Origin of the sequence: Limibacterium fermenti, assembly GCF_041902845.1 — a bacterium.
GTDB lineage: Bacteria > Bacteroidota > Bacteroidia > Bacteroidales > Dysgonomonadaceae > Limibacterium > Limibacterium fermenti.
The window spans coordinates 2,987,939-3,012,014 of the sequence record NZ_CP159486.1 but is presented as its reverse complement, the minus strand read 5'-3'; the positions used below and the strand labels follow the sequence as shown (position 1 = coordinate 3,012,014).

The window sequence follows — 24,076 nt, the reverse complement described above, 5'->3', positions numbered from 1 at the left end:
AACATAGAATATGAAATTATTGAATTTATACGATAAAAAGAAAAAACAGATCACCTCTTTTTTTCTTCTGCTGATATTCCTGTCGCTTGCAAACATGTATTCCTGTAAAGATTTTCTCAGCATTGACAACTATTTCAGCGATGAACTGAAACTGGATTCCGTATTTGCACAAACAAGATATGTAAAAGCCTATATGTGGGGCGCTGCCGATATGTTCCCCGATGAAGGAAATCTGTTGCAAGACCAACATACGCCGGGTCCTTTGGCTACCGACGAAGCATTTACCAGTTTCCTGACCTTACATAATTATAACGGGATGCGTTTTGTCCTCGGTGAAATCACGGAGGGAAGCATGCACTCTTTCGGTAGTGTGTGGAGTAATATGTACCGGGTTATCCGTAAATGCAATACCATATTGGCGCGGATTGACGAACCGGTGGATATGACCACTACGGAACGTTTCGAAATTATCGGATATACCCGTTTTATGAGAGCGTATGCTTACTATAATATTCTGGTGGATTTCGGACCTCCCATTCTTTTAGGTGATGAAATTTTGGAATCCAATGCAACTTTAGCTGACTACGACCGTCCACGCAGCACGTATGACGAAGCGGTGGAATACATTTGCAGCGAATTGGAAACTGCGGCTGAATATTTGCCTTTAACGGTTTCTCTCATGGAGTTCGGCCTTCCGACGAAGGGTGCGGCTTACGGCCTGCTTGCCCGGTTGCGGCTGATACATGCAAGTCCGTTATATAATGGGGGCGATGCGGCCCGGACTTATTTCGGAAATTGGAAACGGTCTACCGACGGTGCCCAATATGTATCGCAAACGTATGACGAAAAACGCTGGGCATTGGCGGCGGCTGCAGCTAAACGAGTGATGGACTTGCAATCTGCGGGCGCTCCCATGTATAAACTGCATACGGTGCAGGCGGATTCGGATACTCCGAAACTTCCCGAAGGAGTTACTTCCGATCCCGACTATTATAAGGATTGGCCCGATGGTGCGGCCGGTATCGATCCGTTCCGTTCCTATTCGGAAATGTTTAACGGAGAGGCGGTGATTCCGGTCAATCCCGAATATGTATGGGGGCGGAGGAGCAATGCCATCAGGGAGAATACCCGGATGTCTTTTCCGCAAAGGCTCGACGGGTGGAACGGGATGTCTGTTCCTCAGAAAGTTGTGGATGCCTACGCTATGGTGGATGGCCGGCCTATCAGCAGTTCGAGTCAGGGGTACCCTTATAGTGAAGCCGGTTTTTCTAATGGAGTCAAAACTTTTTCGGGATACCGGTTGAATGCGGGTGTCAGCAATATGTACGTAAACCGTGAAGCCCGTTTTTATGCTTCCGTCGGCTTTAGCGAGTGTTATTGGCCCATGACTTCTTCTACCTCTTCGGGATATTATAATCAGACGATCACCTATTATTACGATTCTCCGAATGGGAAAGGAGGAGTTACCAGTGCGCAAGATCATCCTATTACCGGATATGTAATCAAGAAATTTATTCATCCTACGGATGCCTGGGGAGGGACGAATAACAGGCGGATGGATAAGGGGTTCCCCATTATCCGTTACGCCGAAATATTGCTTTCGTATGCCGAAGCGCTCAACAATCTTACCTCAAGCCATTCTATCGAAGTGAACGGCCAAACGCAAGTGCTTGAACGGAATATGGATGAAATCAAAAAAGCCTTTAATCAGGTGCGTCATCGCGCCGGATTACCTGGTTTAACAGGTACCGAAGACGCTAAAACGGTTCAGCAATTAATTCAGCAGGAACGATTCGTGGAATTTCTTTTTGAAAACCGCCGCTATTATGATGTGAGAAGATGGGGTATTTATGAAGAGGTCGAGAGCGAACCCATAAAAGGAATGAACGTAGAAGGGACAAAAGAAGTCTTTTATATACGGGTTATTCCCAACACATCCCGTATTGGCGCCCGAATCGTGAATAAACGATTAAATTGGCTGCCGATACCTCTTAACGAAGTACGATTGCTTCCCTCATTAGACCAAAATCCCGGTTGGGGAGAATAAACCTATAATTTTTGCTTACATATGAAACAGTTATATAGAATTTATAAAGGAAAAAATAAAGAATACCGTAAAAAATATTCTTTTAGCACCCGATCGATAAGCGTATCGGGGGCGGCAATACTTTTATTTTTTGTTTTGTTTGCCTGTGACAGGGATGAAGTCTTTGAGAAGGAGCAATATAAAAATGTGTTTGCCTTAATTAGTGAAAGCGACAATGTGTCACGAAAATTTCATGAATTGGGGGAAGAGTCTACCGGTTATGTGGCGGCCTCCCTTGGCGGGACCAATCCATCCACTAAAGATATCGTGGTGAATTTGGTTGAAGATTCTTTATTAATAGATGCTTTTAATAAAGCTAATTATGATGTGAATGTGGATAAATATATTCTTCCGATGCCCAAAGATAAATATGATATCGACAGCTATCAGTTTACTATTCCGGCAGGAGAAATAAGCGGGAAATTGCCCATACGGATTCGTCCGGACGGATTATCACCCGATTCGGCTTATTTTATCGCTCTCCGGGTAGCTTCTCATTCATCCTATGAGGTCAATCCCGAAAAAAGTTATATCTTATATCGGGTAAGAACGAAAAATTATTGGGCGCAGGCAGATGGAAATACCAGCTACTCTATGCGGGCGAAGCTAAGAATACAGGGATCATCGGGCGAACTTGAAATGCCGGGGACAAAAGTCATGCACCCGGTCACGAAAAATAAAGTTCGGATTATGGCCGGAAATGAAAAATACGAATCGGATATTAATTTATTCAATAAATTCGCTATCGTATTGGAAATCGCTGAAGATAACAAAATAACCATTTCCTCTTATAAAAATGTAGAAGTTACGCAAGTGGACGGAGATAAGGATTATCCCAATATTTTTAAAGTGGAGGATGACGGTTTTAAGACTTACAAAACCTTCTTGCTCCGGTATAATTACAAAAGCGGAAATTCGGTGTATGAAATGAAAGAAGAACTGAGACTTGAATTTGATGAAGAAGAGGAAGAAAATGAATAATATTATTTCGGTTTCGGAAAATAAAAACTTTAATTTAGCAGGTATGATGAAAATAAAAATATTGAAATACAGTATAGGTCTCTTGTTTCTTGGATATTTTGCAGGATGCGATGATTACGAGAATAAGGAAATAGCGAAAAATATTTATGTGGATCAATCATCCTTATCGTTGTTTGTGGGGGAGACCATTCAACTTACGGCAAGCCCGACCGATGGGACCTATCAATATCAATGGTCGAGTGAAGATTCCGAAGTGGCTACCGTGACGTCCGGGGGCTTAGTCGAAGCAATAAAGGAAGGTTCTACCAATATTATTGTAAAGAGTGGCGATGTTGTCACAAAAGTACCTCTCACGGCGGTCGTGAGAATTCCCTTGGAAGACGTAGCTATGAGCGAAACTTTTCTGGAATTGCTTCCGGGAAAGGAAAAAAGTATTCTGGTAACGTATATTCCGGAAAATGCCAACGATGTGCCGGCATATTCATGGAGTTCGGAAAATCCGGATGTGGCTACGGTCAGCAAAGGGGGTAAAATTACGGTTATAGGTGAAGGAGTTACCGATATTGTCTATCGGATAGGAGACATAGTGAAAAAAATTAAGGTGGATGTTGCCTATACGCGTGTTTTTAAAGGACCGCATGTGCTTTCAGCCGCTGCTCCGTATGAACTTTCCGCAGCCAATTTCGATCTCGGAGGGGAAGGATATGCCTTTCATGATGCAGATACGGATAATCGAACAAACAATGACTATCGTAAGAATAATGGCGATTCTCAAAGCGCTGCCGTTGATATAGAAGGCGATGGAGTGAATATTGGATATACCAATTCGGGTGAATGGCTGTTATATACGGTAGAAGTCGAGGATGCCGGAAACTATCTGGTGGAAGCGCTTGTAGCAGGTCCCGACAGAGGCAGTTTTCATTTGGAAGTAGACGGGATAAACGTAACCGGCGCCATAGATTTTCCTGCCACCGGCGGTTGGGGATCTTATCGATGGATATCGTCGCCTGAAAATAAGTTGACGATAGACTTGACGGAAGGTAGACATAAAATTAAATTTTATTTTGAAGGAGGCTTTAATTTTAAAGCGTTGAAATTTACGAAAAAGTAGAAAGCATCTACAATAATTTCCTTTTATGATTATCCGTAATAGGTCCTATAGCTTATTCAAGTGCCTTGAGAAGGCATTCCGATTCCCGATAGATATCGAAGTGGAATGGGTTTCAGCCATTAGGACAAGTAGCGGATAATCATATTTATTTTATATTATAACATTACAAATGAAAAATAACAGTGTGTTTATCTTTTTACTAGCGACAATTTGTCTCTTGTCGTGCAGTGATAATAAAGACCCTGAAAATCGTCCGGCTCAAGTCGAAACGCTTGAATCGGACCAAATAAGCGATATAACGGCTGTTTGTAAAGGTAGAATTACCGATAAGGGAACCGGTACAATCTCACAATACGGCATAGAACTGAACGACGGAAAAGGGTATGAAAAACATCATCGAACCATCTCTTCAGGAGATAATTTCGGAGTCGAGTTCGTCGGATTAACCCCGGAGAGAACATATCGCTACCGCGCATATATTGATGACGGTACTGTTCAATATGGAGAAGAAAAAAGCTTTACTACTTTATCGGCCTTTATTTATACTGCAACCGTTGATCCGGCAAGCATTACAAGCAACTCAGCGGTAGTTTCGTTTACCGGTGTCAACACTCTTAAGGAATGGGGCTTCCATTATAGCGAAACGGAAGCAACGGTGAGCGGTCCGCTGAAAAAAGAGTTCTTGAAAGCCGATATTTTACTTTCCGGATTAAAGATGGATATGGAGTACCATTTACTTCCTTATGTAAAAGACAAGGGCGGACGAATTACTTATCTGGAGAAGATACGTTTCAAAACATCCAAATATAATCTCAACCGCAAGGATATTCATATCAGGGATCCTTTTATTCATGTGGACAGGGAAAACAAAAAATATTATATGTATGCCAACGACAATCCCCGGATAAAAGTATATGAAAGTGAAAACCTGGAGCAATGGGCTGATTTGGGGGCTGCCTTTACTGCGACACCCGATTTCTGGGGACTAAATGATTTTTGGGCGCCGGACATGTATGCCTATAAAGGGAAATATTATTTATTTGTCACGTTTAGCGGAACGGTTGCAAAACGGGGAACATCTGTCTTAATCTCCGACAGCCCAAAAGGACCGTTTACTCCATTGGAAAACCGTTCGTTGACACCCGATAATTGGATGTGCCTTGATGGCGCTTTATATGTTGATGATAACAATGTCCCTTGGATTTTATATTGTCATGAATGGTTGGAGGTAGGCGATGGTGAAATCGTTATCCAGAAACTCTCTCCTGATCTTCGCACAACGGACGGAGAACCGTTCGTCTTATTCCAAGCTTCGGAAGCGCCTTGGGTTCGTTCTATTTGTTCCGATAAAAAATGTTATGTGACAGATGCACCATTCATTCATAAACTCGAAAACGGTGTACTGGTTATGTTATGGTCAAGTAATAGAAAAGACGGGAAATATACTATAGGGCAAGCTGTTTCCGAATCGGAAAATGTTCTTGGCCCTTGGGTGCAATTGCCTTCCACCCTCAATGACGATGACGGCGGCCATGCCATGCTCTTCCGTGACTTGCAGGGCAAGTTGAAGATTTCCTATCATGCTCCTAACAGTTATACGGAAAGGTGTATCATCCGAAATGTGCATATAAATAATGAAAATAGAATTATATTGGAATAAGAAAGAGACGGCTTTATTTTGTGTTTTTAAATTGAAATTTAAATACTAATGTATTATAAATAAATAAGATGAAGAAAAGTATTTTTTTACTGATTATGATTGTGCTTTTCTCGTGCAACAACAATCCGGTAGAAGACAATCGTTCTGCACAGGTCGAAACGCTTGAAGTGGAGCAAATAAGTGATATAACGGCCATGTGTAAAGGCAAGATTACGGATAAGGGAACCGGCACAATCTCTCAATACGGGATAGAACTGGATGACGGAAACGGGTATGAAAAACATCCTCGAACCATCTCTTCGGGAGATCATTTCGGAGTTGAGTTCGTCGGATTAATCCCGGACAAAACGTATCGTTACCGCGCGTATGTCGATGACGGCGCAGTTCAATACGGAGAAGAAAAAAGCTTTACCACTTTATCGGCTTTTGTTTATACTGCATCCGTTGATCCGGAGAGCATTACCAGTAATTCGGCAGTGATTTCGTTTACCGGTGTCAATAAACTGAAGGAATGGGGCTTCCATTATAGCGAAACGGAAGTCAGTAAAAATGATCCTGTGAAAAAGGAGTTTTTAGACGCGGATATTCTTTTTTCAGATTTAAAACGGAATACCCAATATAATATCCTTCCGTATGTAATAGAGAAGGGAGGTAAAACGACCTATTTGGAAAAAATTCGCTTTACAACTGCAAAAAAATATGCCGATATCGAATTGGCTGACCCCACTATCTTCTTATATAACGATACCTATTATTTATATGGTACTGGTGGTGACAAGGGATTTTTGGTATACTCTTCAACCGATTTGCAGGAATGGAAGGGGCCGGCCGGAGTAAGGGAGGGTTATGCTTTAAAAAGCGGTGAAACATTCGGCACGGATTGGTTTTGGGCGCCTCAAGTCTTTAAATATAAAAATAGCCTCTACATGGCTTACGCTGCAAATGAACAAATTGCGATAGCCAATAGCGATTCACCTTTGGGGCCTTTTACACAATCATCTCCCTTTCGCAAAATATCCGGGACAACTACACAAATCGATCCTTATCTATTTATAGACGACAGTGGAAAACCCTATCTGTATTACGTGAGATTTGAAGTCAATAAGCCTTATAAGATATATGTTGCCGAACTCGAGAGCGATCTTTCGGATATAAAGACCGATCCTCTATTATGTGTTGAAGCTGAAAGCGGATGGGAAAAAGCTAATCCGAATCAATCCGTTACGGAAGGCCCTACGGTTATAAAACATCAAAATTTATACTATCTTTTTTATTCGGCCAATTATTTTGGAAATATCCATTATTCCGTAGGTTATGCAACCAGCGCTTCGCCAACAGGCCCTTGGACGAAATACGGAGGGAACCCGATAATCGATCGACTTAAAATAGGGTATAATGGATCAGGGCATGGCGATTTATTCCGGGATAAAAATGGTAACTACAAATATGTTTTTCATGTACATGCTTCCAACAGTGAAATTCATCCACGGAAAACAGCAATAGTGGATATTGATTTCGTAGATTCGGAGTCAGGTATTCAAATTGTAACTGTTAAAAAAGAATCTTTCAAGCATTTACAAGTATTGTTACCGTAAAAATAAGAACAGATGGAATTGTTTGATAATAATTTAACATACAATAAAATGAGACATTTTAGAAAAAGTATCTTTTTGTTATCGGTAATAATACTTTTGTCTTGCGGCGATGATCCCGTCTCTAAAAATCATTCGGCACAGGTCGAAACGCTTGAAGTGGAGCAAATAAGCGATATTACGGCCGTGTGTAAAGGCAAGATTACGGATAAGGGAACCGGCACTATTTCGCAATACGGGATAGAACTGGACGACGGGACCGGATATGAAAAACATCCTCGAACCATCTCTTCGGGAGATCATTTCGGAGTTGAGTTCGTCGGATTAATCCCGGACAAAACGTATCGTTACCGCGCGTATGTCGATGACGGCACAGTTCAATACGGAGAAGAAAAAAGCTTTACCACTTTATCGGCTTTTGTTTATACTGCAACCGTTGATCCGGAGAGCATTACCAGTAATTCGGCAGTGGTTTCGTTTAGCGGTATCAATAAACTGAAGGAATGGGGATTCCATTATAGCGAAACGGAAGCAACGGTGAGCGATCCCGTGAAAAAGGAATTTTTGAAGGGCGATGTTTCTCTTGCCAATTTAAAACCCAATACAACGTATTACATCTTACCCTATGTAATAGATAAAAGTGGAAAAACAACTTATTTGGAAATTACGCATTTTAAGACTGCAAAAGGGATCTATTCCAATCCCGTAGTCCTTTCTGACGCACCCGATCCGACGATTATCCGTGCACAAGACGGTAATTTTTATCTTTATTCCACGGGAGTGGGTATTCACCGTTCAGCCGATCTTGTTAAATGGATCCGCGTCGGCGAGGCATTTACCGAAGTCGGGAAACCGAAATGGGAACCCGGCGGCGGCTTGTGGGCACCGGATATAAACTATATCGACGGACAATATGTCATGTATTATTCCATGTCGGTATGGGGAGGTACTCAAACTTGCGGGATAGGCGTCGCAACTTCCGATAAACCTGAAGGACCGTTTACGGACAGAGGTAAATTATTTCGCAGTAACGAAATAGGAGTAGAAAACTCTATCGATCCGTTTTATATTGAAGATAACGGCAAGAAATACCTCTTTTGGGGAAGTTGGTTTGGAATCCATGGGACAGAACTGACTGACGATGGACTGGCTCTAAAAGAGGGAGCTGAAAAACAAAAAATTGGCGGTACAGCTTATGAGGCGAGCTATATTCATAAGCGCGGCAAGTATTATTACCTGTTTACTTCTATGGGATCGTGTTGCGAAGAACTGAAAAGTACTTATACTACCGTGGTAGGACGTTCGGAAAATTTGTGGGGCCCTTATGTTAATAAATCCGGAGGCAGGATGCTGGATAATAAGCATGAAATTGTTATCCAAGGCAACGCTTTTTTCAAGGGGCCCGGACATAATTCAGAAATTATCACAGATAAAGATGGTGATGATTGGATATTCTACCATGCTTGGGAAGTAGCGAATCCGAGTCGTGGGCGACAGGCATTGATGGATAAAATTATCTGGGAGAATGATTGGCCTGTAATAAAGAATAAAACGCCTTCTTCTACATCTGAAGCCCCTGTGTTTTAAATATAATCTTATTATTTTGACAAGAGCGTCACTCGAAGTGGCGCTCTTGCCATTATTTATTCCCATAAGAAATCGCCATCGTCCATATCCTTGCCTAACAGATTATCTTTTTGAAAAAAGAACTCTTTTTCTCCGAAAGCCGGTTTTAGTTGGTCGTACCACGACGCTTTCGGATCATAAGTTGCGAAAAACGGAATGTCTACCAACTGTCGGTTGCGGCATTGCAGAAAACGCAATACAAACACTTTTTCCCCTTTGACTTCCGTTATTCCCAAAATCTCTATTTTCCCGGGGAATGCACTCATGCTGGGGCCGCGTACCGTCCGGCAAATGCCGCTTACGCTTGCATAGGCTTTCCGGAAGATATTCCATGCTTTTTCTATGGGAATTTCAAAAAATGCTTTGGCTCCCGTATCTCTTGCTACAAACATATAATAAGGAATAAGTCCTAAACGTACTTGCTCCTTCCACATCGCCGACCAAATTTTGGGATCGGCATTGATGTGTTTCAATACGGGCGATTGTGTCCTTATCTGGGCACCGGTATTCCGGATTCTTTCAATAGCCTTCTTTACCGCGTCGGTAGAGAGTTCGACCGGGTGACTGAAGTGAGCCTGGAATGCAAGATGTTTTCCGGCTTTGGTTATTTTTTCGAATAGCCGAAGTAATTCGTCCGCATCTTTGTCGTTCAAGAATCGATAAGGCCAATAAGCTAATGTTTTAGAACCGATACGGATGTTGCGGATATGTGAAAATTCTTTTGTTAACAGCGGTTCGATATAGGTGGATAATATTTTTGACCTTGCCGTAAGCGGATCGCCTCCTGTGAATAATATGTCGGTCACTTGTTTATGGTGGCGCAGATAATCATGGAGCAAATCGGCTTCTTTCATGGCAAATTTGAAATCGTTCATTCCGGAGAATTGCGTCCATCGGAAACAGAACGTGCAATAGGCATGGCACGTTTGTCCCTGACTGGGAAAAAAGAGTACGGTTTCGCGGTATTTATGTTGCATGCCGTTTAATTTCTTTCCCCTGAAAGTCGGCACATTATGTTCTTGTCCGGCAGGGTTCGGGTTCAGTTTCATCCGTATATCATTGACGGTTTTCTTTACGACTTCTCTTTCCACATTACCCTGTAATAGTTCCCGTACCTTATTATAATGTGTTTTCGACAACATTTCTTTTCTCGGAAAAGTCAGCGTAAAAATAGGGTCTTCCGGTATGTTACTCCAATCGATTAGCTCTTCTACCACATAGTTGTTTGCACGGAAGGGTAAAACCTGGCCGACTGTACGGATCGGCTCAATAAACTCTTCCGATAATCCAATTATTTGCGGAAGCTGGTCAAAATTTTGTAACGTATATGTCTTGTACTTTTTAATAGGCATAGTAATTATTTGTTATTTAGTCGGATAAGTAAAAAAGTGCTTAAAAATAAGCGAAGAGGATTTAAAATCGGTCAAGTGATTTTAAATAGATTGATAGGCAAATATACAAAAATGAGACGGAGGTCACAATAGAAAGTATCAATATGATTTATAAAAAATCAAAAAACAAGGCGATTTTATAACTGTTTATTCAAAAGGAATCATTTTTTGCGCCAAAAGTGACGTAGTTATAAATATAATGTTTACTTTTGTAATCTCAATGAAAAAGATATACTCACATATCCGTTTTGATAAAGCCGGCGGCAATGTCCGACGACGCTATCTCCGATGATTTTACAGGGAATCCCTTACCTTGTAAAATAACCTTTCTCATATGTTGCTCGAAAGCAACAACCAATCAATTCAAATTACTTTTCATATTTAACTTATTATATATTTACGAATAAAAAATGAATGTAGAAATTTTTGTGGCAAATGCTAACCACATAGATTTTGCTCCTTCTATTTGCGATCTCATGTATGAGTCGGCACAAGCGAGAGGAACAGGCATCGCCAAACGGAGCCCGGAATACGTGGCCGAGAAAATGAAGGCCGGAAAGGCGATCATTGCGTTGGATGGCGATAAACTGGTTGGATTCTCCTATATTGAAAGTTGGGGGCATAAAAAATTTGTGGCTAACTCCGGGCTCATCGTGCATCCTGATTATCGTAATCAGGGAATGGCTAAAAAGATTAAACGGAAGATCTTCGACTTGTCGCGAAAATTATATCCCAACGCCAAGATCTTTAGTATCACTACCGGATTAGCGGTGATGAAAATGAATACGGAACTCGGATTCAAACCCGTGCCGTTTTCCGAGTTAACCGACGACGAGGAATTCTGGAAGGGTTGTCAAGGATGCCGTAATGTTGATATCTTGCAACGTAACAATTATAAAATGTGCTTGTGCACCGGATTATTGTTCGATCCGAATGTTAAAAATGAACATGCGGCAAGCTCTTTTGCTAAAAAGGTCGTGAAGCCTGTTATAAAGAAAAAAACTCCGAATAAAATGTATAAAAAATAGTGATTATGAAACAGAAAGTAGTTTTAGCATTCAGCGGCGGACTCGATACCTCGTTCTGTGTGCCGTATTTAATGAATGAAAAAGGATTGGAAGTGCATACGGTCATTGTCAATACCGGCGGTTTTACCGATGACGAGTTGAAACGTATCGAACAGCGCGCGAAAGAGTTGGGCGCCGCCTCGCACACGAGTATCGATGCGGTGGAAGAATATTATCAAAAAGGGATTAAATACTTATTGTTCGGTAATGTGTTAAAAAACGACACATATCCGCTATCGGTAAGTTCGGAACGCTTCTTTCAGGCGATGGCTATTGTAAAGGAAGTGCAAAAGATCGGCGCCGACTTTGTCGCACACGGCAGTACCGGAGCGGGAAACGATCAGGTGCGGTTCGATTTGGTGTTTGAAGTGTTGGCTCCGCAGGTGAAAATACTCGCGCCTATACGCGAGCTGGCTTTGTCTCGGCAACAGGAAATCGATTATCTCAAAGAAAAAGGCTTTGACTTCTCTTGGGAAAAATCGAAATACTCCATCAATCAAGGTTTGTGGGGAACCAGCGTGGGAGGCGTGGAAACGTTAAAGTCATCAGGAGTCGTTCCGGAGGAAGCATTTCCCTCGCAGGTTATCGAACAAGGCGTAAAGCATCTAACCATTGGTTTCGAGCAAGGAGAACCCGTGTCGCTCGATGGGGAAAAAATGTCGCCCGTGGAATTGATTCATTTTTTACGCCGTACGGCTTCCAAATTCGGCATCGGACGGGATGTGCATGTGGGCGATACGATTATTGGTACCAAAGGGCGTGTGGCTTTCGAAGCTCCCGCTCCGCTTATCCTTATCAAGGCGCATCATTTGTTGGAGAAACATATCCTTACCAAACAACAGCTTTATTGGAAAGGGCAACTCTCCAATTGGTATGGGCAGTTGATGCACGAAGCATTGTATCTGGAGCCCGTGATGCGCAATATCGAAACGTTTCTGGACGATACGCAGCAATTTGTTACCGGCGAGGTACAAGTGGAATTGCGGCCGTATCATTTTGCGGTATTGGGATGTGAAAGCGTCTATGACCTGATGAATCCGGCGTTCGGCGAATACGGCGAGAGTAACAAATCGTTCTCGGGACAGGATGTGGTCGGTTTCACCAAAGTAACGGCTAATCCGTTGAAAATATATTATACGATTCATAAGGATAATGATTAGAGCAAGTATTGCGGGCGGTACCGGGTACACGGCGGGAGAACTGCTGCGTATATTGGTTAACCATCCGGACGTTACGATAGAGTCGGTCGTGAGCACGACTTCCGTCGGGCAGGCGGTCAGCGACGTACATCGCGATTTGTTAGGCGAAACCGATTTGCGCTTTACCGATGCCATCGGCCGGCCGGATGTGTTGTTTCTTTGCCTGGGGCACGGATTGTCGCGTGCGTTTTTGCAAGAGCACGATGTGCCGGTATCGTGCAAGGTGATCGATTTGGGAAACGATTTCCGGAACGATCCGTTCTTTGGCGAGCGGGAGTTTGTTTTCGGTTTGTGCGAGTTGAATAAACAGAAGATTCGTACGGCGCAAAATGTCGCCAATCCGGGATGCTTCGCCACGTCAATATTGCTGGCATTGCTTCCGTTGGCTTCGATCGATGTATTGTGGGACGATATCCATGTGCATGCTATTACGGGATCGACCGGGGCGGGGAAGAAGCCCGGCGAAACTACGCATTTCAGTTACCGAGATAATAATATATCCGTTTATAAACCCTTTACGCACCAACACTTGGAGGAAATACGTCATACATTGGCTTCAGCCGGTAGCCGGGAGCTTCCGTCGATTCAGTTTGTGCCGATGCGGGGTGATTTCCCCCGCGGGATATTCGCGAGTGTTTATACGAAATGGACTGCGAAAGCGGATGAAAAAGAAGTTATCGATTTATACAAGCAATACTACAATGGTTCGCCTTTTGTGTTTGTGTCCGATGCACCGATCAGTTTGAAAGAGGTGGTAAATACGAACAAAGGATTCGTGCATGTGGAGTTTCACAATGGCTATATTCATATCACATCGATTATCGATAATTTGCTGAAAGGAGCATCGGGACAGGCGGTTCAGAATATGAACCTGCTGTTCGGGTTGGACGAAACCGCCGGATTGAAACTGAAAGGGACGGGGTTTTAATTACAAATTACGAATTACGAATTATAAATTACAAATGATGAGTTATGAACGATGAATGCAAAAGGTCAAAAGCCAGAGGTCTAAAATCTAACGGACTATGAAGGATGACTTTAGACCGGCTGCCGGCGACTGGCGACCAGAGACTGTCGACTTATTAAAATAAAAATGAAATGAATTTATTCGACGTATATACTTTATGGAATATCGAGCCGGTACGGGCTGAAGGATGCCGGTTATGGGATGCCGCCGGCACCGAATATCTCGATTTTTACGGGGGGCACGCGGTGATCTCCATCGGGCATTCGCATCCGGAATATGTGCGGGCTATCTCGCAGCAAGTAGAGAAGATCGGTTTTTATTCCAATTCGGTATTGAATCGTTTGCAGTCCGAAGTAGCCGAGAGGCTGGGGGAGGCGAGCGGTTATTCCGATTACCGGCTATTCCTTTGCAATTCGGGCGCCGAGGCGAACGAGAATGCCCTGAAACTCGCGTCTTTTCACACGAACAAAAAGAGGGTGGTTGCTTTTTCGGGCGCTTTTCACGGACGCACATCGGGTGCCGTGGCGGTGACCGATAATCCGGCGATTCAGTCGCCGTTCAACGGCAAACACGAAGTGACTTTCGTACCTCTTAACGATATCGATGCGGTTGCCAGACAGTTGGAAAAGGGCGATGTGGCGGCGGTGATTATCGAAGGCATACAGGGCGTGGCCGGTATCTTGGTGCCGCAAGACGAGTTTCTCATCCAACTGGAAAGGCTTTGCAAAAAGTACGGGGCTGTGTTTATCCTCGACGAGATTCAATCCGGTTACGGACGTACGGGTAAGTTCTTTGCTCATCAATATGCCGGCATCCGTCCCGATATCATTACGACAGCCAAAGGCATGGGTAACGGTTTCCCGATTGGCGGGGCATTGATCTCTCCCGCGTTTGAAGCGAAGAAGGGAATGTTGGGAACAACCTTCGGCGGGAATCATCTGGCATGCGCTGCCGCTATCGCTGTGTTGGATGTGATAAAAAACGAATCGTTAGTCGAAAACGCAGCGAAAATGGGCGCTTATCTGCTCGAAAAACTATCTGCTTGCAAGGGAATCAAAGAGGTTCGCGGGCGCGGATTAATGCTCGGCGTAGAATTACAGCCCGAATATGCGGGACTGCGCGACCGGCTGCTTTATGAAGGGCATATCTTCACCGGCGGAGCGAAGAACCATGTTATGCGGTTGCTTCCGCCGCTGACGATATCGAAAGAAGAAGTCGATATGTTTATTCATGAATTTACAAAATATACGAACAAATGAAGAAGTTTACCTCTGTACACGACATCGGCGATCTGAAAACGGCTTTGGAAAAAGCGAAATATGTGAAAGAAAATCCCTTCGCCGATCAGGAATCGGGAAAAAACAAAACCCTATTGATGATATTTTTCAATTCGAGCCTGCGCACCCGATTGAGCACGCAAAAAGCGGCGCTGAATCTCGGAATGAATGTCATTGTGCTGGATATCAATCAGGGTGCATGGAAGTTGGAAACGGAGAAAGGTGTAGTGATGGATGGTGATAAGCCGGAGCACATGTTGGAAGCCATTCCCGTGATGGGCGCTTATTGCGATATCATCGGCGTGCGCTCTTTTGCGCAGTTCCACAACAAGGTCGATGATTATAACGAAGTCGTTCTGGAACAGTTCATCCGTTATTCGGGGAAACCGGTCATCAGCATGGAGGCGGCGACACGGCATCCGTTGCAGAGTTTCGCCGACCTTATCACGATCGAGGAATTCAAGAAGACTCTCCGGCCGAAAGTGGTACTCACGTGGGCGCCTCATCCCCGCGCACTGCCGCAGGCGGTTCCTAACTCGTTTGCCGAGTGGATGAACGCTACCGATTATGAGTTCGTTATTACCCATCCCGAAGGGTATGAACTCGACGAGCAGTTTGTCGGTAATGCCACGGTGGAATACGATCGCGAAAAGGCCTATCGAGGGGCCGATTTCATCTATGCCAAAAACTGGGCTGCCTACAGGGATCCGAACTACGGCAAAATTTTGTCGACCGATCGTTCGTGGACGGTGGATGCGCAGAAAATGGCGTTGACGAATCATGCGTATTTCATGCACTGCCTGCCGGTCCGGCGCAATATGATCGTGACGGACGAGGTCATCGATAGTCCGCAGTCGATCGTTATCCCCGAAGCGGCCAATCGTGTGGTGTCGGCGCAAACGGTGCTGAAAGAAATATTGAAATAGGGATGAAGTATGAATTATGAGTTATGAATTATGAATTATGAATTACATGGATGGAAGAGGATATGTTACCGGAAAAGGATAAACCGGCGGTTTCAATCGTAAAAATCGGGGGAAACGTGGTGGATAATCCCGAAACGCTGAAGGCGTTCCTGTCGGATTTTGAAAAGCTGCCGGGAAGGAAACTGCTGGTTCACGGGGGAGGGGTGATGGCCTCGAAATTGTCCCGGCAACTGGGTCTCGAGCCGAAGATGCTTCAAGGCCGCCGCATTACCGATGCGGAGACTTTGAAAATCGTGACGATGGTGTATGCCGGATGGATCAACAAAAGTATCGTGGCGTTATTACAGAAACTCGGATGCAATGCCATCGGACTGTCAGGGGCTGACGGAAACATCATCCCGGCCAAGAAACGCTCTCCTCATCCGATAGATTTCGGCTTTGCCGGCGATCCCGAACCGGAAAGGATCGGAACGGAAGTACTGGCGCGGTTGCTTGAGAGCGGACTGACACCGGTGATCTGTGCCATTACGCACGATGAGGCGGGTTCGTTGCTTAATACGAATGCCGATACCATCGCTTACCTGATGGGCACAGCGCTTTCTTCGACATATACGACACGTCTGTATTATTGTTTTGAAAAGGAAGGGGTCCTGAAAGATGTGAATGACGCAAACACCCTGATTCCTTCGATCGATAAACCGGAATATCTGACATATCGCGCGGCAGGCGTGATTGCCGACGGTATGATCCCTAAAATGGATAATTCGTTCAAATCCATCGAGCAGGGCGTGTCGGAAGTGATTATCCTTCACGCGAAAAATTTATTAAACGGAAAAGGAACTAGGCTGGTCAAGGGAGAATAGAGATTGGAGGTTAGAGGTTAGAGGTTAGAGAATGACCATTGACTGGCGACCGTTGACCAATGACATTAGACTTTTGACATTAGACATTAGACTTATTTATGAATAATTCATCGATAAAAAGAACAACCGAATTGCTTCGCAAGTTGGTGTCGATACCTTCTTTTTCGGGGGAAGAAAAAGAACGGAGCGATTACCTGCGCGGCTACTTGTCCGGTTTTGGAATCCCCTCGGAACAGATCGTGCATAACCTGGTGGTACGGCAACCGCATTTCGATGCGGGCAAACCGACGCTGATGTTGAATTCGCATCTCGATACTGTGCGCCCTGCGTCAAGCTACACTTTCGATCCGTTTAATCCGCCCATCTCCGAAACGCACGTCTACGGATTGGGCAGCAACGATGCCGGCGCAAGCGGGGTGTGCCTGTTGGAAACGTTTTTACATTTTTACAAAACGCAGCTTCCCTTTAATCTGCTGCTGGTGTTATCGTGCGAAGAAGAAAACTCGGGCGTAAACGGTATACGGAAAGTCACGGAGGCGATTCCTGCGATCGATTGTGCGATTGTAGGAGAGCCTACGGGCATGCGCGCCGCCATCGCCGAGCGCGGATTGCTGGTCATCGACGGCGAGGCGCATGGAATAAGCGGTCATGCGGCCCGCGACGAGGGCGTGAACGCCATCTATATCGCGTTGGAAGATATTGCAACGATGCGGTCAACGCGGTTCGAAAAACGATCGCCGGTGATGGGCGATGTAAAATTGTCCGTGACCCAAATTCAAGCGGGTACGCAACACAATGTCGTGCCCGACCGGTGCCGTTTTGTGGTCGATATCCGCCCCACTGATTGCTATACCAATCCGGAGATTATGCAGATTCTACAACCAAAGGTAAAGAGTACGCTGAAGGCGCGTTCGCTCACCAACCGCAGTTCGGCCACGCCGCCGGGGCATCCGTTGCTGTGCTGCGTTGAAAAGTTGGGATTGGAAACATATGTTTCACCCACGACTTCGGACTGGATGCGGTTGACTTGTCCGGCCGTCAAGATGGGACCGGGCGAATCGAGCCGTTCGCATCAGGCCGATGAGTTTGTACTGATCGACGAATTGCGCGCGGGAATCGAAGGATACGAAAAGATGATTATGAAGTATGAGGTATGAAGTATGAGGTATGAACGTACCGGATATTGAAAATGTTTTTCTTTAGATGTTCCCGATTTGGGAAAAGTAATTACCTTTGTAAAAAATTCAACTTGAGAATCGTAGCAAAGAAAACATTCCGTGATTTTTGGGAAAAACATTCCGATTCCGAACAATCCGTAAAATCATGGTTTCATGATACGAGCAAGGCAAAGTGGAGGTGCCATAATGAATTAAAAGCGGATTACCCCAATGCTCGTATCTTAAAAAGTAATAGGGTCGTTTTTAATATCAAAGGGAATAATTACCGGTTAATTATAAAAATCAACTACGATTACCAACTCATATGGATTCGATTTATCGGAACTCATTCCGAATATGATAATATTGACGCAAACATTGTTTAATATGAATATCAAACGGATAAAAATTGAAGATGATTATAAAAAAGCGTTAGACAGGCTTGAAGAGATTTTCGACGCAAAACCCGACACGGCCGAAGGAGATGAATTGGAAGTATTAGGTATTTTAATCGATCAATTCGAACAAGAGTATTTTCCTGTCGATTTCCCTGATCCCATCGAGGCCATTAAGTTTAAAATGGAACAGATGGGATACACGCAAAATGATTTGGCAAACATTATCGGACAAAAAGGTCGTACAAGCGAAGTCCTTAACCGAAAAAGGAAGTTGTCGTTAAATATGATCCGTAATTTACACAAAAAATGAATATCCCTACCGAGATATTGATCCGGCCTTATTAAATAAAGTGAGGGTATTGTTTGGAGTGAAGCATTCGCTCTTATAAGAAATGAAACAGACTTATGGCAAAAATTTGGGATAAAGGCTACGATGCCGACAAACTGGTTTCGGCGTTCACGGTGGGTAAAGACCGTGAACTGGACTTGCGCCTGGCAAAATACGATGTGCTCGGCTCCATGGCGCATATTAAAATGCTTACGGCAATCGGTTTACTGGAAGCGGGAGAAGAAAAAATATTGCGCGGCGGATTGCAGGATATCCTGCGCGAAATAGATAACGGTAACTTCCGCCTCGATGAGGATGCCGAGGATATTCACTCGCAGGTGGAGGCGATCCTTACGCAAAAATTCGGCGAACTGGGGAAGAAAATTCATTCGGGACGGTCGCGAAACGATCAGGTATTGGTCGACCTGAAGCTGTTTTTCAAGGATGAAATACGGAAGATGAAAGACGAGGCATTGGAATTGTTCGCGCTGCTACAGTCGTTGAGCGAACGGTTTAAAGACGTCTTACTGCCGGGCTATACGCACGGACAGGTGGCCATGCCTTCGTCGTTCGGACTATGGTTCGGCGCGTATGCCGAAACATTGGTCGACGATATGTATGTGCTGAGCGCAGCATGGAAGACGTCCGATCAAAATCCCCTCGGCTCGGCTGCGGGATACGGCAGTTCGTTTCCCCTCGACCGTGAGATGACCACCCGTGAGCTGCATTTCTCTACGATGAGTTACAACGTCATCGCCGCGCAAATGGGGCGGGGTAAAACCGAGCGCACGTTGGCCTACGCCGTGGCTTCGTTCGCTTCCACCCTCAATAAACTGGCTGCGGACAATTGCATGTACCTGTCGCCGAACTTCGGGTTCATCTCGTATCCGGATAACCTGACGACCGGTTCGAGTATCATGCCGCACAAGAAAAACCCCGATGTGTGGGAACTGATCCGCGCCCATAGTAACCGGTTGCAAAGTCTTCCCAACGAAATATCCCTGCTTACGACCAATCTGCCTCACGGATATCACCGCGATTTCCAACTCTTGAAAGAAGTGCTGTTCCCTGCGTTGGAAACATTACACCGGCTGTTTGAAATGACGCATTTCATGCTCGAACATGTTTCCGTTCATAACGATATCCTTTCCGATGCGAAATATGCGTATCTGTTCACCGTGGAAGAGGTCAACCGCCGTGTGTTGCGGGGCGTTCCTTTCCGCGATGCCTATAAACAGGTGGGCGAAGAGGTGCAAAGAGGAACTTTTCACGCGGAACGGACCGTACACCATACGCATGCCGGAAGCATCGGAAACCTCTGCACCGACGAAATCCGCCGTAAAATGGAAGACGCTGCGGGAGGAATCGGGACTCCTTTATAGCCTCCCCGGTAACGGACTACGCATGACAACGGAGTGATACGAAAACAATTGGCGATTTAATAAAGAATGCATAGCTTTGTATCGGTTCAGTAAATCAGAATTAGAAAGAAGATGGCTAACGCAGAAAAATATATTGTAGAGACTTATTCGGGAATTTTCGATGGTTTAAGTTCTGCAAGTAAAATCGAATTGCTGGAGAGATTGGCTAAATCGCTAAAGAAAGACCTGAAAAAGAGAGAAAAGGGCCTACAATTTTAAACGCATGCAATATCTACTCGATACGAACATTTGTGTGTTTTTTCTTCGGGGAATGTTGAAATTGGACGAGATAATCAGGGGAAAAGGAGTCGCAAATTGTTTTATTTCCGAATTAACCGTGTTTGAATTATGATATGGAGCGGAAAATAGTGATAATCCAAAAAATCTCATCAATCAGTGGATGCTTTTGTGAAAGGGTTATCCATTGTTCCCATATATGGAATAGTGAGAAAATATGCCGAAATCAAAGTCCTATTGAGAAAAAACGGAACGCCCATGCATGACGAATTCGATTTGATCATCGGGGTAACGGCGCTTGCAAACCGATTTACATTGGTAACGGATAATGAAAGAGACTTTAGATATATTCCTGATTTGAAAATCGAAAATCGGTTTGAAAGGAAATAATAACTCTCCTGACCGGATGGTGTTGTCCGGAGCGACGCCATCGATAAAAAGTAGAGACAATGTGCGAAATATCAAGTTCGATGCGCTTCGCGATAAGGCTTCGTTGAAAGCGGATGTTTGATTGCTGATGGCTATTGTGCATCAATAATTCCGATAGCCGGATTAAGCGGACGTCGTTTTTTTGATTTTACATATTGGCGTTATTTATCTCTGTGAACGTTACTATTCGTTTGAATAGAACGTTTTTTTGTTTACAGACTGTTATGCATGTATCTGTTAAATTCGACATATCGCTATACGAAATCTATTTTCTTTTATCTTTTTAATGCTCATAATAAGCCTGTTAATGAGGTAACTTCAAGGAAAAACAAACAACAAATATTTTTTTAGTCAAAATTTGTTTCGTACCTTTACGGTCATAAAATTCAAAACAATTAATAATCTGATTTTAACGAATCGTGAAGCGAGTGAAACCTTAACGCTTTCCCCCACTTCACCAACTAAAAAAAATTAAGGAGAACATTATTATGTCAGGATCATACGATCTTAATGCTTTATTCGCACCGAAAGTTGTGGCGATTATCGGAGCGTCAGCTACTCCGGGGAAAATCGGTAATACCGTAATCCAGAATTTAATCGATGCCGGTTATGAAGGCAAAATTATTCCGGTTAATCCCAAAAGTACAGAAATTTTAGGCCGTCCGGTTGTGAAGGACGTCGCCGGCTTGCCTCACGGGCTTGATTTGGCTGTATTGACCGTACCCAAACAGTTCGTATTGGGTTCGATGGAAGAATTGGTCAAAATCGGAGTGAAAAGCGCGATTATCATCACCGCCGGATTTAAGGAAGTGGGTGGAGAAGGCGCCGAACTTGAAAAGAAAATTCAAGCGTTGTGTATTAAGAACAATATCGCATTGGTGGGTCCGAACTGTTTAGGTCTCATCAATATGAGCGATAAGGTAAACGTTACGTTCGCTCCCGGACAACCCTTACCCGGCCGTATTTCGTGCTTCTCGCAATCGGGTGCGCTGTTTACGTCTATCCTCGACTGGGCGTTGGGCGAAAAAGTCGGTTTTTCTAAGTTCATCAGTTTAGGTAACGAAGCTGTGTTGAACGAAAGCCATATCCTCGAGTATCTCGGAAATGATCCTGATACAAGCGTCGTGATGGGATATATGGAAAACATCATCGACGGACAAAAATTTATTGAAAAAGTAAAAGAGGTAACCCGTAAAAAACCGGTTGTGGTGGTGAAGAGCGGTGTTTCTTCGGCAGGGGCCAAAGCGGCCGCCTCTCACACCGGATCGATTGCCGGAGCCGACAATGCATATTCGACTGCCTTTAAGCAAACAGGCGTGATTCGGGCACAATCCATGTCCGAATTTTTTAATTTGGCACAGGCGTTCTCGAAAGCCAGTCTGCCGCAAGGTCCCAATCTGGCGATCATCACCAATGCAGGAGGCCCCGGCATCATGGCTACCGACGCGTGCGAGAAAACATCGTTGAAGATGGTGCAACCCGCTTCCGCAACGATTGAAAGCCTCAAAAAAGTGCTTCCTTCCTACGCTTCCTTCCGCAATCCGCTCGATATCGGTGGCGATGCTACCGCTACCGCTTACAAGGCCGCTTTGGAAGAAATCGTAGCCGACGATTCGTTTAACGCCGTGTTGGTTATTTTGACTCCCACATCGACGGCATTCGAGCATATCGAGGCTATCACCCAAGGGTTGATCGATACGATTAAAAAGACCGATAAACCGGTATTCCCCTGCTTCATGGGTAAAGAACGTATTTCTATTGCCGAAAAGATGTTCCAGAATGCCGATGTGCCTTTCTTTACTTTCCCCGAACCGGCTATCGAAAGCATCGAAACGATGTATAAGTACGCGCAGTGGAAAGAACGTGAAGAAATGACGTATGTGGTTCCCGAACGTGATAAAGCCAAAGCTGCCGCCGTGGTGGAAGAAGCCGTAAAGACCGGAGCCGCTGAAATCGTGGAATATCAGGCGCAACAAATATTGAAAGCGTATAACATGCCGGCGCTTGCTTCGGATTTGGCGACCACTGCCGATGAAGCTGCCGCCGCGGCCGAAAAGATCGGTTTCCCCGTGGTATTGAAAATCGCTTCCGTGCAAATTTCGCACAAGAGCGATGTGGGCGGTGTGAAAGTCGGATTGAAAAATGCCGGCGAGGTGCGCGCTGCGTTCACCGAAGTAACCGAAAGGGCGGCTAAGATGCGCCCCGATGCGCATATCACCGGATGTTTAATTCAGCAAATGGCTCCGAAAGGCACGAAGGAAATCATTATCGGTTTCAAACGCGATGCACAGTTCGGCCCACTGTTGATGTTCGGGTTGGGCGGTATTTATGTGGAAATTCTGAAGGATATCGCGTTCCGTTTGGTGCCGTTGAGCAAGGAAGATGCGCATAACGTTATCCGAGAAATTAAAACGTATAAGTTGTTGTCCGGCGCGCGCGGCGAAAAGGGCGTGAACTTCGAATCGCTCGAAGACGTGCTCCTCAAAGTGTCGCAGTTGGCGGCGGACTTCCCGCAACTGACTGAAGCCGACTTTAATCCGGTGCTGGTAAACAGCGAAAGGGCTTATGTAGCCGACGTACGGTTGGCTTTGAAATAATCCCCGTTTAGCCGTTGAAAACGGTTTGACGGATAATCTTACTTTTACGCCCGGCAGGTACCTGGAACTTGCCGGGCGTTGTATTATACCGTATATCGATGGAGATGCTGTACAATATATATATTGTAAGAAGAATACAGTCCACTTTTTTTGTGGAATAAAAAAGAATATCTACCTTTGCGACATGTATCCGGAAACGAAATGGAAATAAAGTTTGAATTGAATTCAAAACGACCAAAGTCATTTCGGAAACGGGGGTAACAATATGTATTATAATTGAATTGTCGAATCATTATAAATAGAAAAGGCGATGTCAAAAACTTAATTTGGTTTTAGAGCTACCCATATCCGGGTGAGGTCTTGTTACCATAACCTCTGCAATGCTGTTTGAAGCAGCTTTGGATGTTTCTGCCGATCTCTAATGCGCCTGCAATTCAAATACAACTTGCAGGTTGCGAGTCAGGATAAGGATTTTTCCCGGCGTCTTGCGAAAATCCGCCAATGCTTTACGAACTGGTCCGTAAAAGATCTATGAAGATGGTGAAGCATTGAGGAATTTCTGTGGAAGCCGGATGGAAGCAGTCTTTTAAAGATAAAATATTTGATTATGAATACGAGATATGAAATAATAAATTGAATTCATGTCAAAAATAGAGAAGATTATTTTTTTAATTTGTTAGTTTTGAAAATTCAGATAAACGAATCATTAATACATGAGATTACGATCCTCTGAAATCATTTTTTTTGCAAAAAATAAAAGCAA

21 protein-coding genes are annotated in these 24,076 nt (G+C 44.4%); 20 read left to right on the top strand and 1 reads right to left on the bottom strand.

All coding sequences use genetic code 11. The features are described 5' to 3' along the window. Positions 1-10 precede the first annotated feature (10 nt). From ABNK31_RS13045 to ABNK31_RS13020, 6 genes are all read left to right on the top strand, one after another. A complete protein-coding gene (locus ABNK31_RS13045) occupies positions 11-2,047 on the top strand; it encodes a RagB/SusD family nutrient uptake outer membrane protein (protein WP_418892938.1) in 2,037 nt (678 codons plus the stop codon). Between the two features lie 21 nt (positions 2,048-2,068). Continuing rightward, positions 2,069-3,067: a BT_3044 domain-containing protein gene (locus ABNK31_RS13040; RefSeq protein WP_418892937.1), complete on the top strand. Its 999-nt coding sequence runs from the start codon at positions 2,069-2,071 to the stop codon at positions 3,065-3,067. 43 nt (positions 3,068-3,110) lie between these two features. Continuing rightward, entirely contained in the window at positions 3,111-4,178 is a 1,068-nt protein-coding gene (locus ABNK31_RS13035; RefSeq protein ID WP_418892936.1) for an Ig-like domain-containing protein, read from the top strand. A gap of 169 nt (positions 4,179-4,347) precedes the next feature. After that, positions 4,348-5,838: a glycoside hydrolase family 43 protein gene (locus tag ABNK31_RS13030; RefSeq protein ID WP_418892935.1), complete on the top strand. Its 1,491-nt coding sequence runs from the start codon at positions 4,348-4,350 to the stop codon at positions 5,836-5,838. A 68-nt stretch (positions 5,839-5,906) separates the two neighbouring features. Further along, positions 5,907-7,433, top strand: a complete 1,527-nt coding sequence (locus ABNK31_RS13025) for a glycoside hydrolase family 43 protein (RefSeq protein WP_418892934.1) — start codon at positions 5,907-5,909, stop codon at positions 7,431-7,433. Positions 7,434-8,087: 654 nt separating this feature from the next. Continuing rightward, complete coding sequence (locus ABNK31_RS13020) at positions 8,088-9,017, top strand: family 43 glycosylhydrolase (RefSeq protein WP_418895411.1); 930 nt, start codon at positions 8,088-8,090, stop codon at positions 9,015-9,017. A gap of 56 nt (positions 9,018-9,073) precedes the next feature. Here the strand turns inward: ABNK31_RS13020 and ABNK31_RS13015 are convergent, their stop codons facing one another. Next, positions 9,074-10,408 carry a KamA family radical SAM protein gene (locus ABNK31_RS13015; protein ID WP_418892933.1) on the bottom strand — a complete coding sequence of 445 codons (1,335 nt, stop codon included), beginning with the start codon at positions 10,406-10,408 and terminating at the stop codon, positions 9,074-9,076. A 449-nt stretch (positions 10,409-10,857) separates the two neighbouring features. Between ABNK31_RS13015 and ABNK31_RS13010 the strand changes: the two genes are divergently transcribed. The 14 genes from ABNK31_RS13010 (at position 10,858) to ABNK31_RS12945 (ending at position 23,313) form a co-directional block, all read left to right on the top strand. Further along, positions 10,858-11,475 carry a GNAT family N-acetyltransferase gene (locus tag ABNK31_RS13010; RefSeq protein ID WP_418892932.1) on the top strand — a complete coding sequence of 206 codons (618 nt, stop codon included), beginning with the start codon at positions 10,858-10,860 and terminating at the stop codon, positions 11,473-11,475. A 5-nt stretch (positions 11,476-11,480) separates the two neighbouring features. Further along, positions 11,481-12,674 carry an argininosuccinate synthase gene (argG, locus tag ABNK31_RS13005; protein ID WP_418892931.1) on the top strand — a complete coding sequence of 398 codons (1,194 nt, stop codon included), beginning with the start codon at positions 11,481-11,483 and terminating at the stop codon, positions 12,672-12,674. Next, a complete protein-coding gene (gene argC / locus ABNK31_RS13000) occupies positions 12,667-13,641 on the top strand; it encodes an N-acetyl-gamma-glutamyl-phosphate reductase (protein WP_418892930.1) in 975 nt (324 codons plus the stop codon). Before argG ends, argC begins: the two co-directional genes overlap by 8 nt. 170 nt (positions 13,642-13,811) lie before the next feature. Next, positions 13,812-14,939: an aspartate aminotransferase family protein gene (locus ABNK31_RS12995; protein WP_418892929.1), complete on the top strand. Its 1,128-nt coding sequence runs from the start codon at positions 13,812-13,814 to the stop codon at positions 14,937-14,939. Then, a complete protein-coding gene (locus ABNK31_RS12990) occupies positions 14,936-15,883 on the top strand; it encodes an N-acetylornithine carbamoyltransferase (protein WP_418892928.1) in 948 nt (315 codons plus the stop codon). Before ABNK31_RS12995 ends, ABNK31_RS12990 begins: the two co-directional genes overlap by 4 nt. Positions 15,884-15,933: 50 nt before the next feature. Continuing rightward, positions 15,934-16,746 carry an acetylglutamate kinase gene (argB, locus tag ABNK31_RS12985; protein WP_418892927.1) on the top strand — a complete coding sequence of 271 codons (813 nt, stop codon included), beginning with the start codon at positions 15,934-15,936 and terminating at the stop codon, positions 16,744-16,746. 98 nt (positions 16,747-16,844) lie between these two features. Beyond that, positions 16,845-17,903 (top strand): M20/M25/M40 family metallo-hydrolase, encoded by a 1,059-nt coding sequence (locus ABNK31_RS12980; RefSeq protein WP_418892926.1) that lies wholly within the window; start codon positions 16,845-16,847, stop codon positions 17,901-17,903. Positions 17,904-17,935: 32 nt separating this feature from the next. Beyond that, positions 17,936-18,289 (top strand): type II toxin-antitoxin system HigB family toxin, encoded by a 354-nt coding sequence (locus ABNK31_RS12975; protein ID WP_418895410.1) that lies wholly within the window; start codon positions 17,936-17,938, stop codon positions 18,287-18,289. 1 nt (position 18,290) lies between these two features. Further along, positions 18,291-18,611 (top strand): helix-turn-helix domain-containing protein, encoded by a 321-nt coding sequence (locus ABNK31_RS12970; protein WP_418892925.1) that lies wholly within the window; start codon positions 18,291-18,293, stop codon positions 18,609-18,611. 95 nt (positions 18,612-18,706) lie between these two features. Then, a complete protein-coding gene (gene argH / locus ABNK31_RS12965; RefSeq protein WP_418892924.1) occupies positions 18,707-20,011 on the top strand; it encodes an argininosuccinate lyase in 1,305 nt (434 codons plus the stop codon). Positions 20,012-20,122: 111 nt separating this feature from the next. Continuing rightward, positions 20,123-20,269: a hypothetical protein gene (locus ABNK31_RS12960; protein WP_418892923.1), complete on the top strand. Its 147-nt coding sequence runs from the start codon at positions 20,123-20,125 to the stop codon at positions 20,267-20,269. Positions 20,270-20,446: 177 nt separating this feature from the next. After that, complete coding sequence (locus ABNK31_RS12955) at positions 20,447-20,677, top strand: hypothetical protein (protein ID WP_418892922.1); 231 nt, start codon at positions 20,447-20,449, stop codon at positions 20,675-20,677. Continuing rightward, positions 20,664-20,798, top strand: a complete 135-nt coding sequence (locus ABNK31_RS12950) for a hypothetical protein (protein ID WP_418892921.1) — start codon at positions 20,664-20,666, stop codon at positions 20,796-20,798. The genes ABNK31_RS12955 and ABNK31_RS12950 overlap by 14 nt, the downstream gene beginning before the upstream one ends. A 406-nt stretch (positions 20,799-21,204) precedes the next feature. Further along, positions 21,205-23,313, top strand: a complete 2,109-nt coding sequence (locus ABNK31_RS12945) for an acetate--CoA ligase family protein (RefSeq protein WP_418892920.1) — start codon at positions 21,205-21,207, stop codon at positions 23,311-23,313. Positions 23,314-24,076 lie beyond the last annotated feature (763 nt).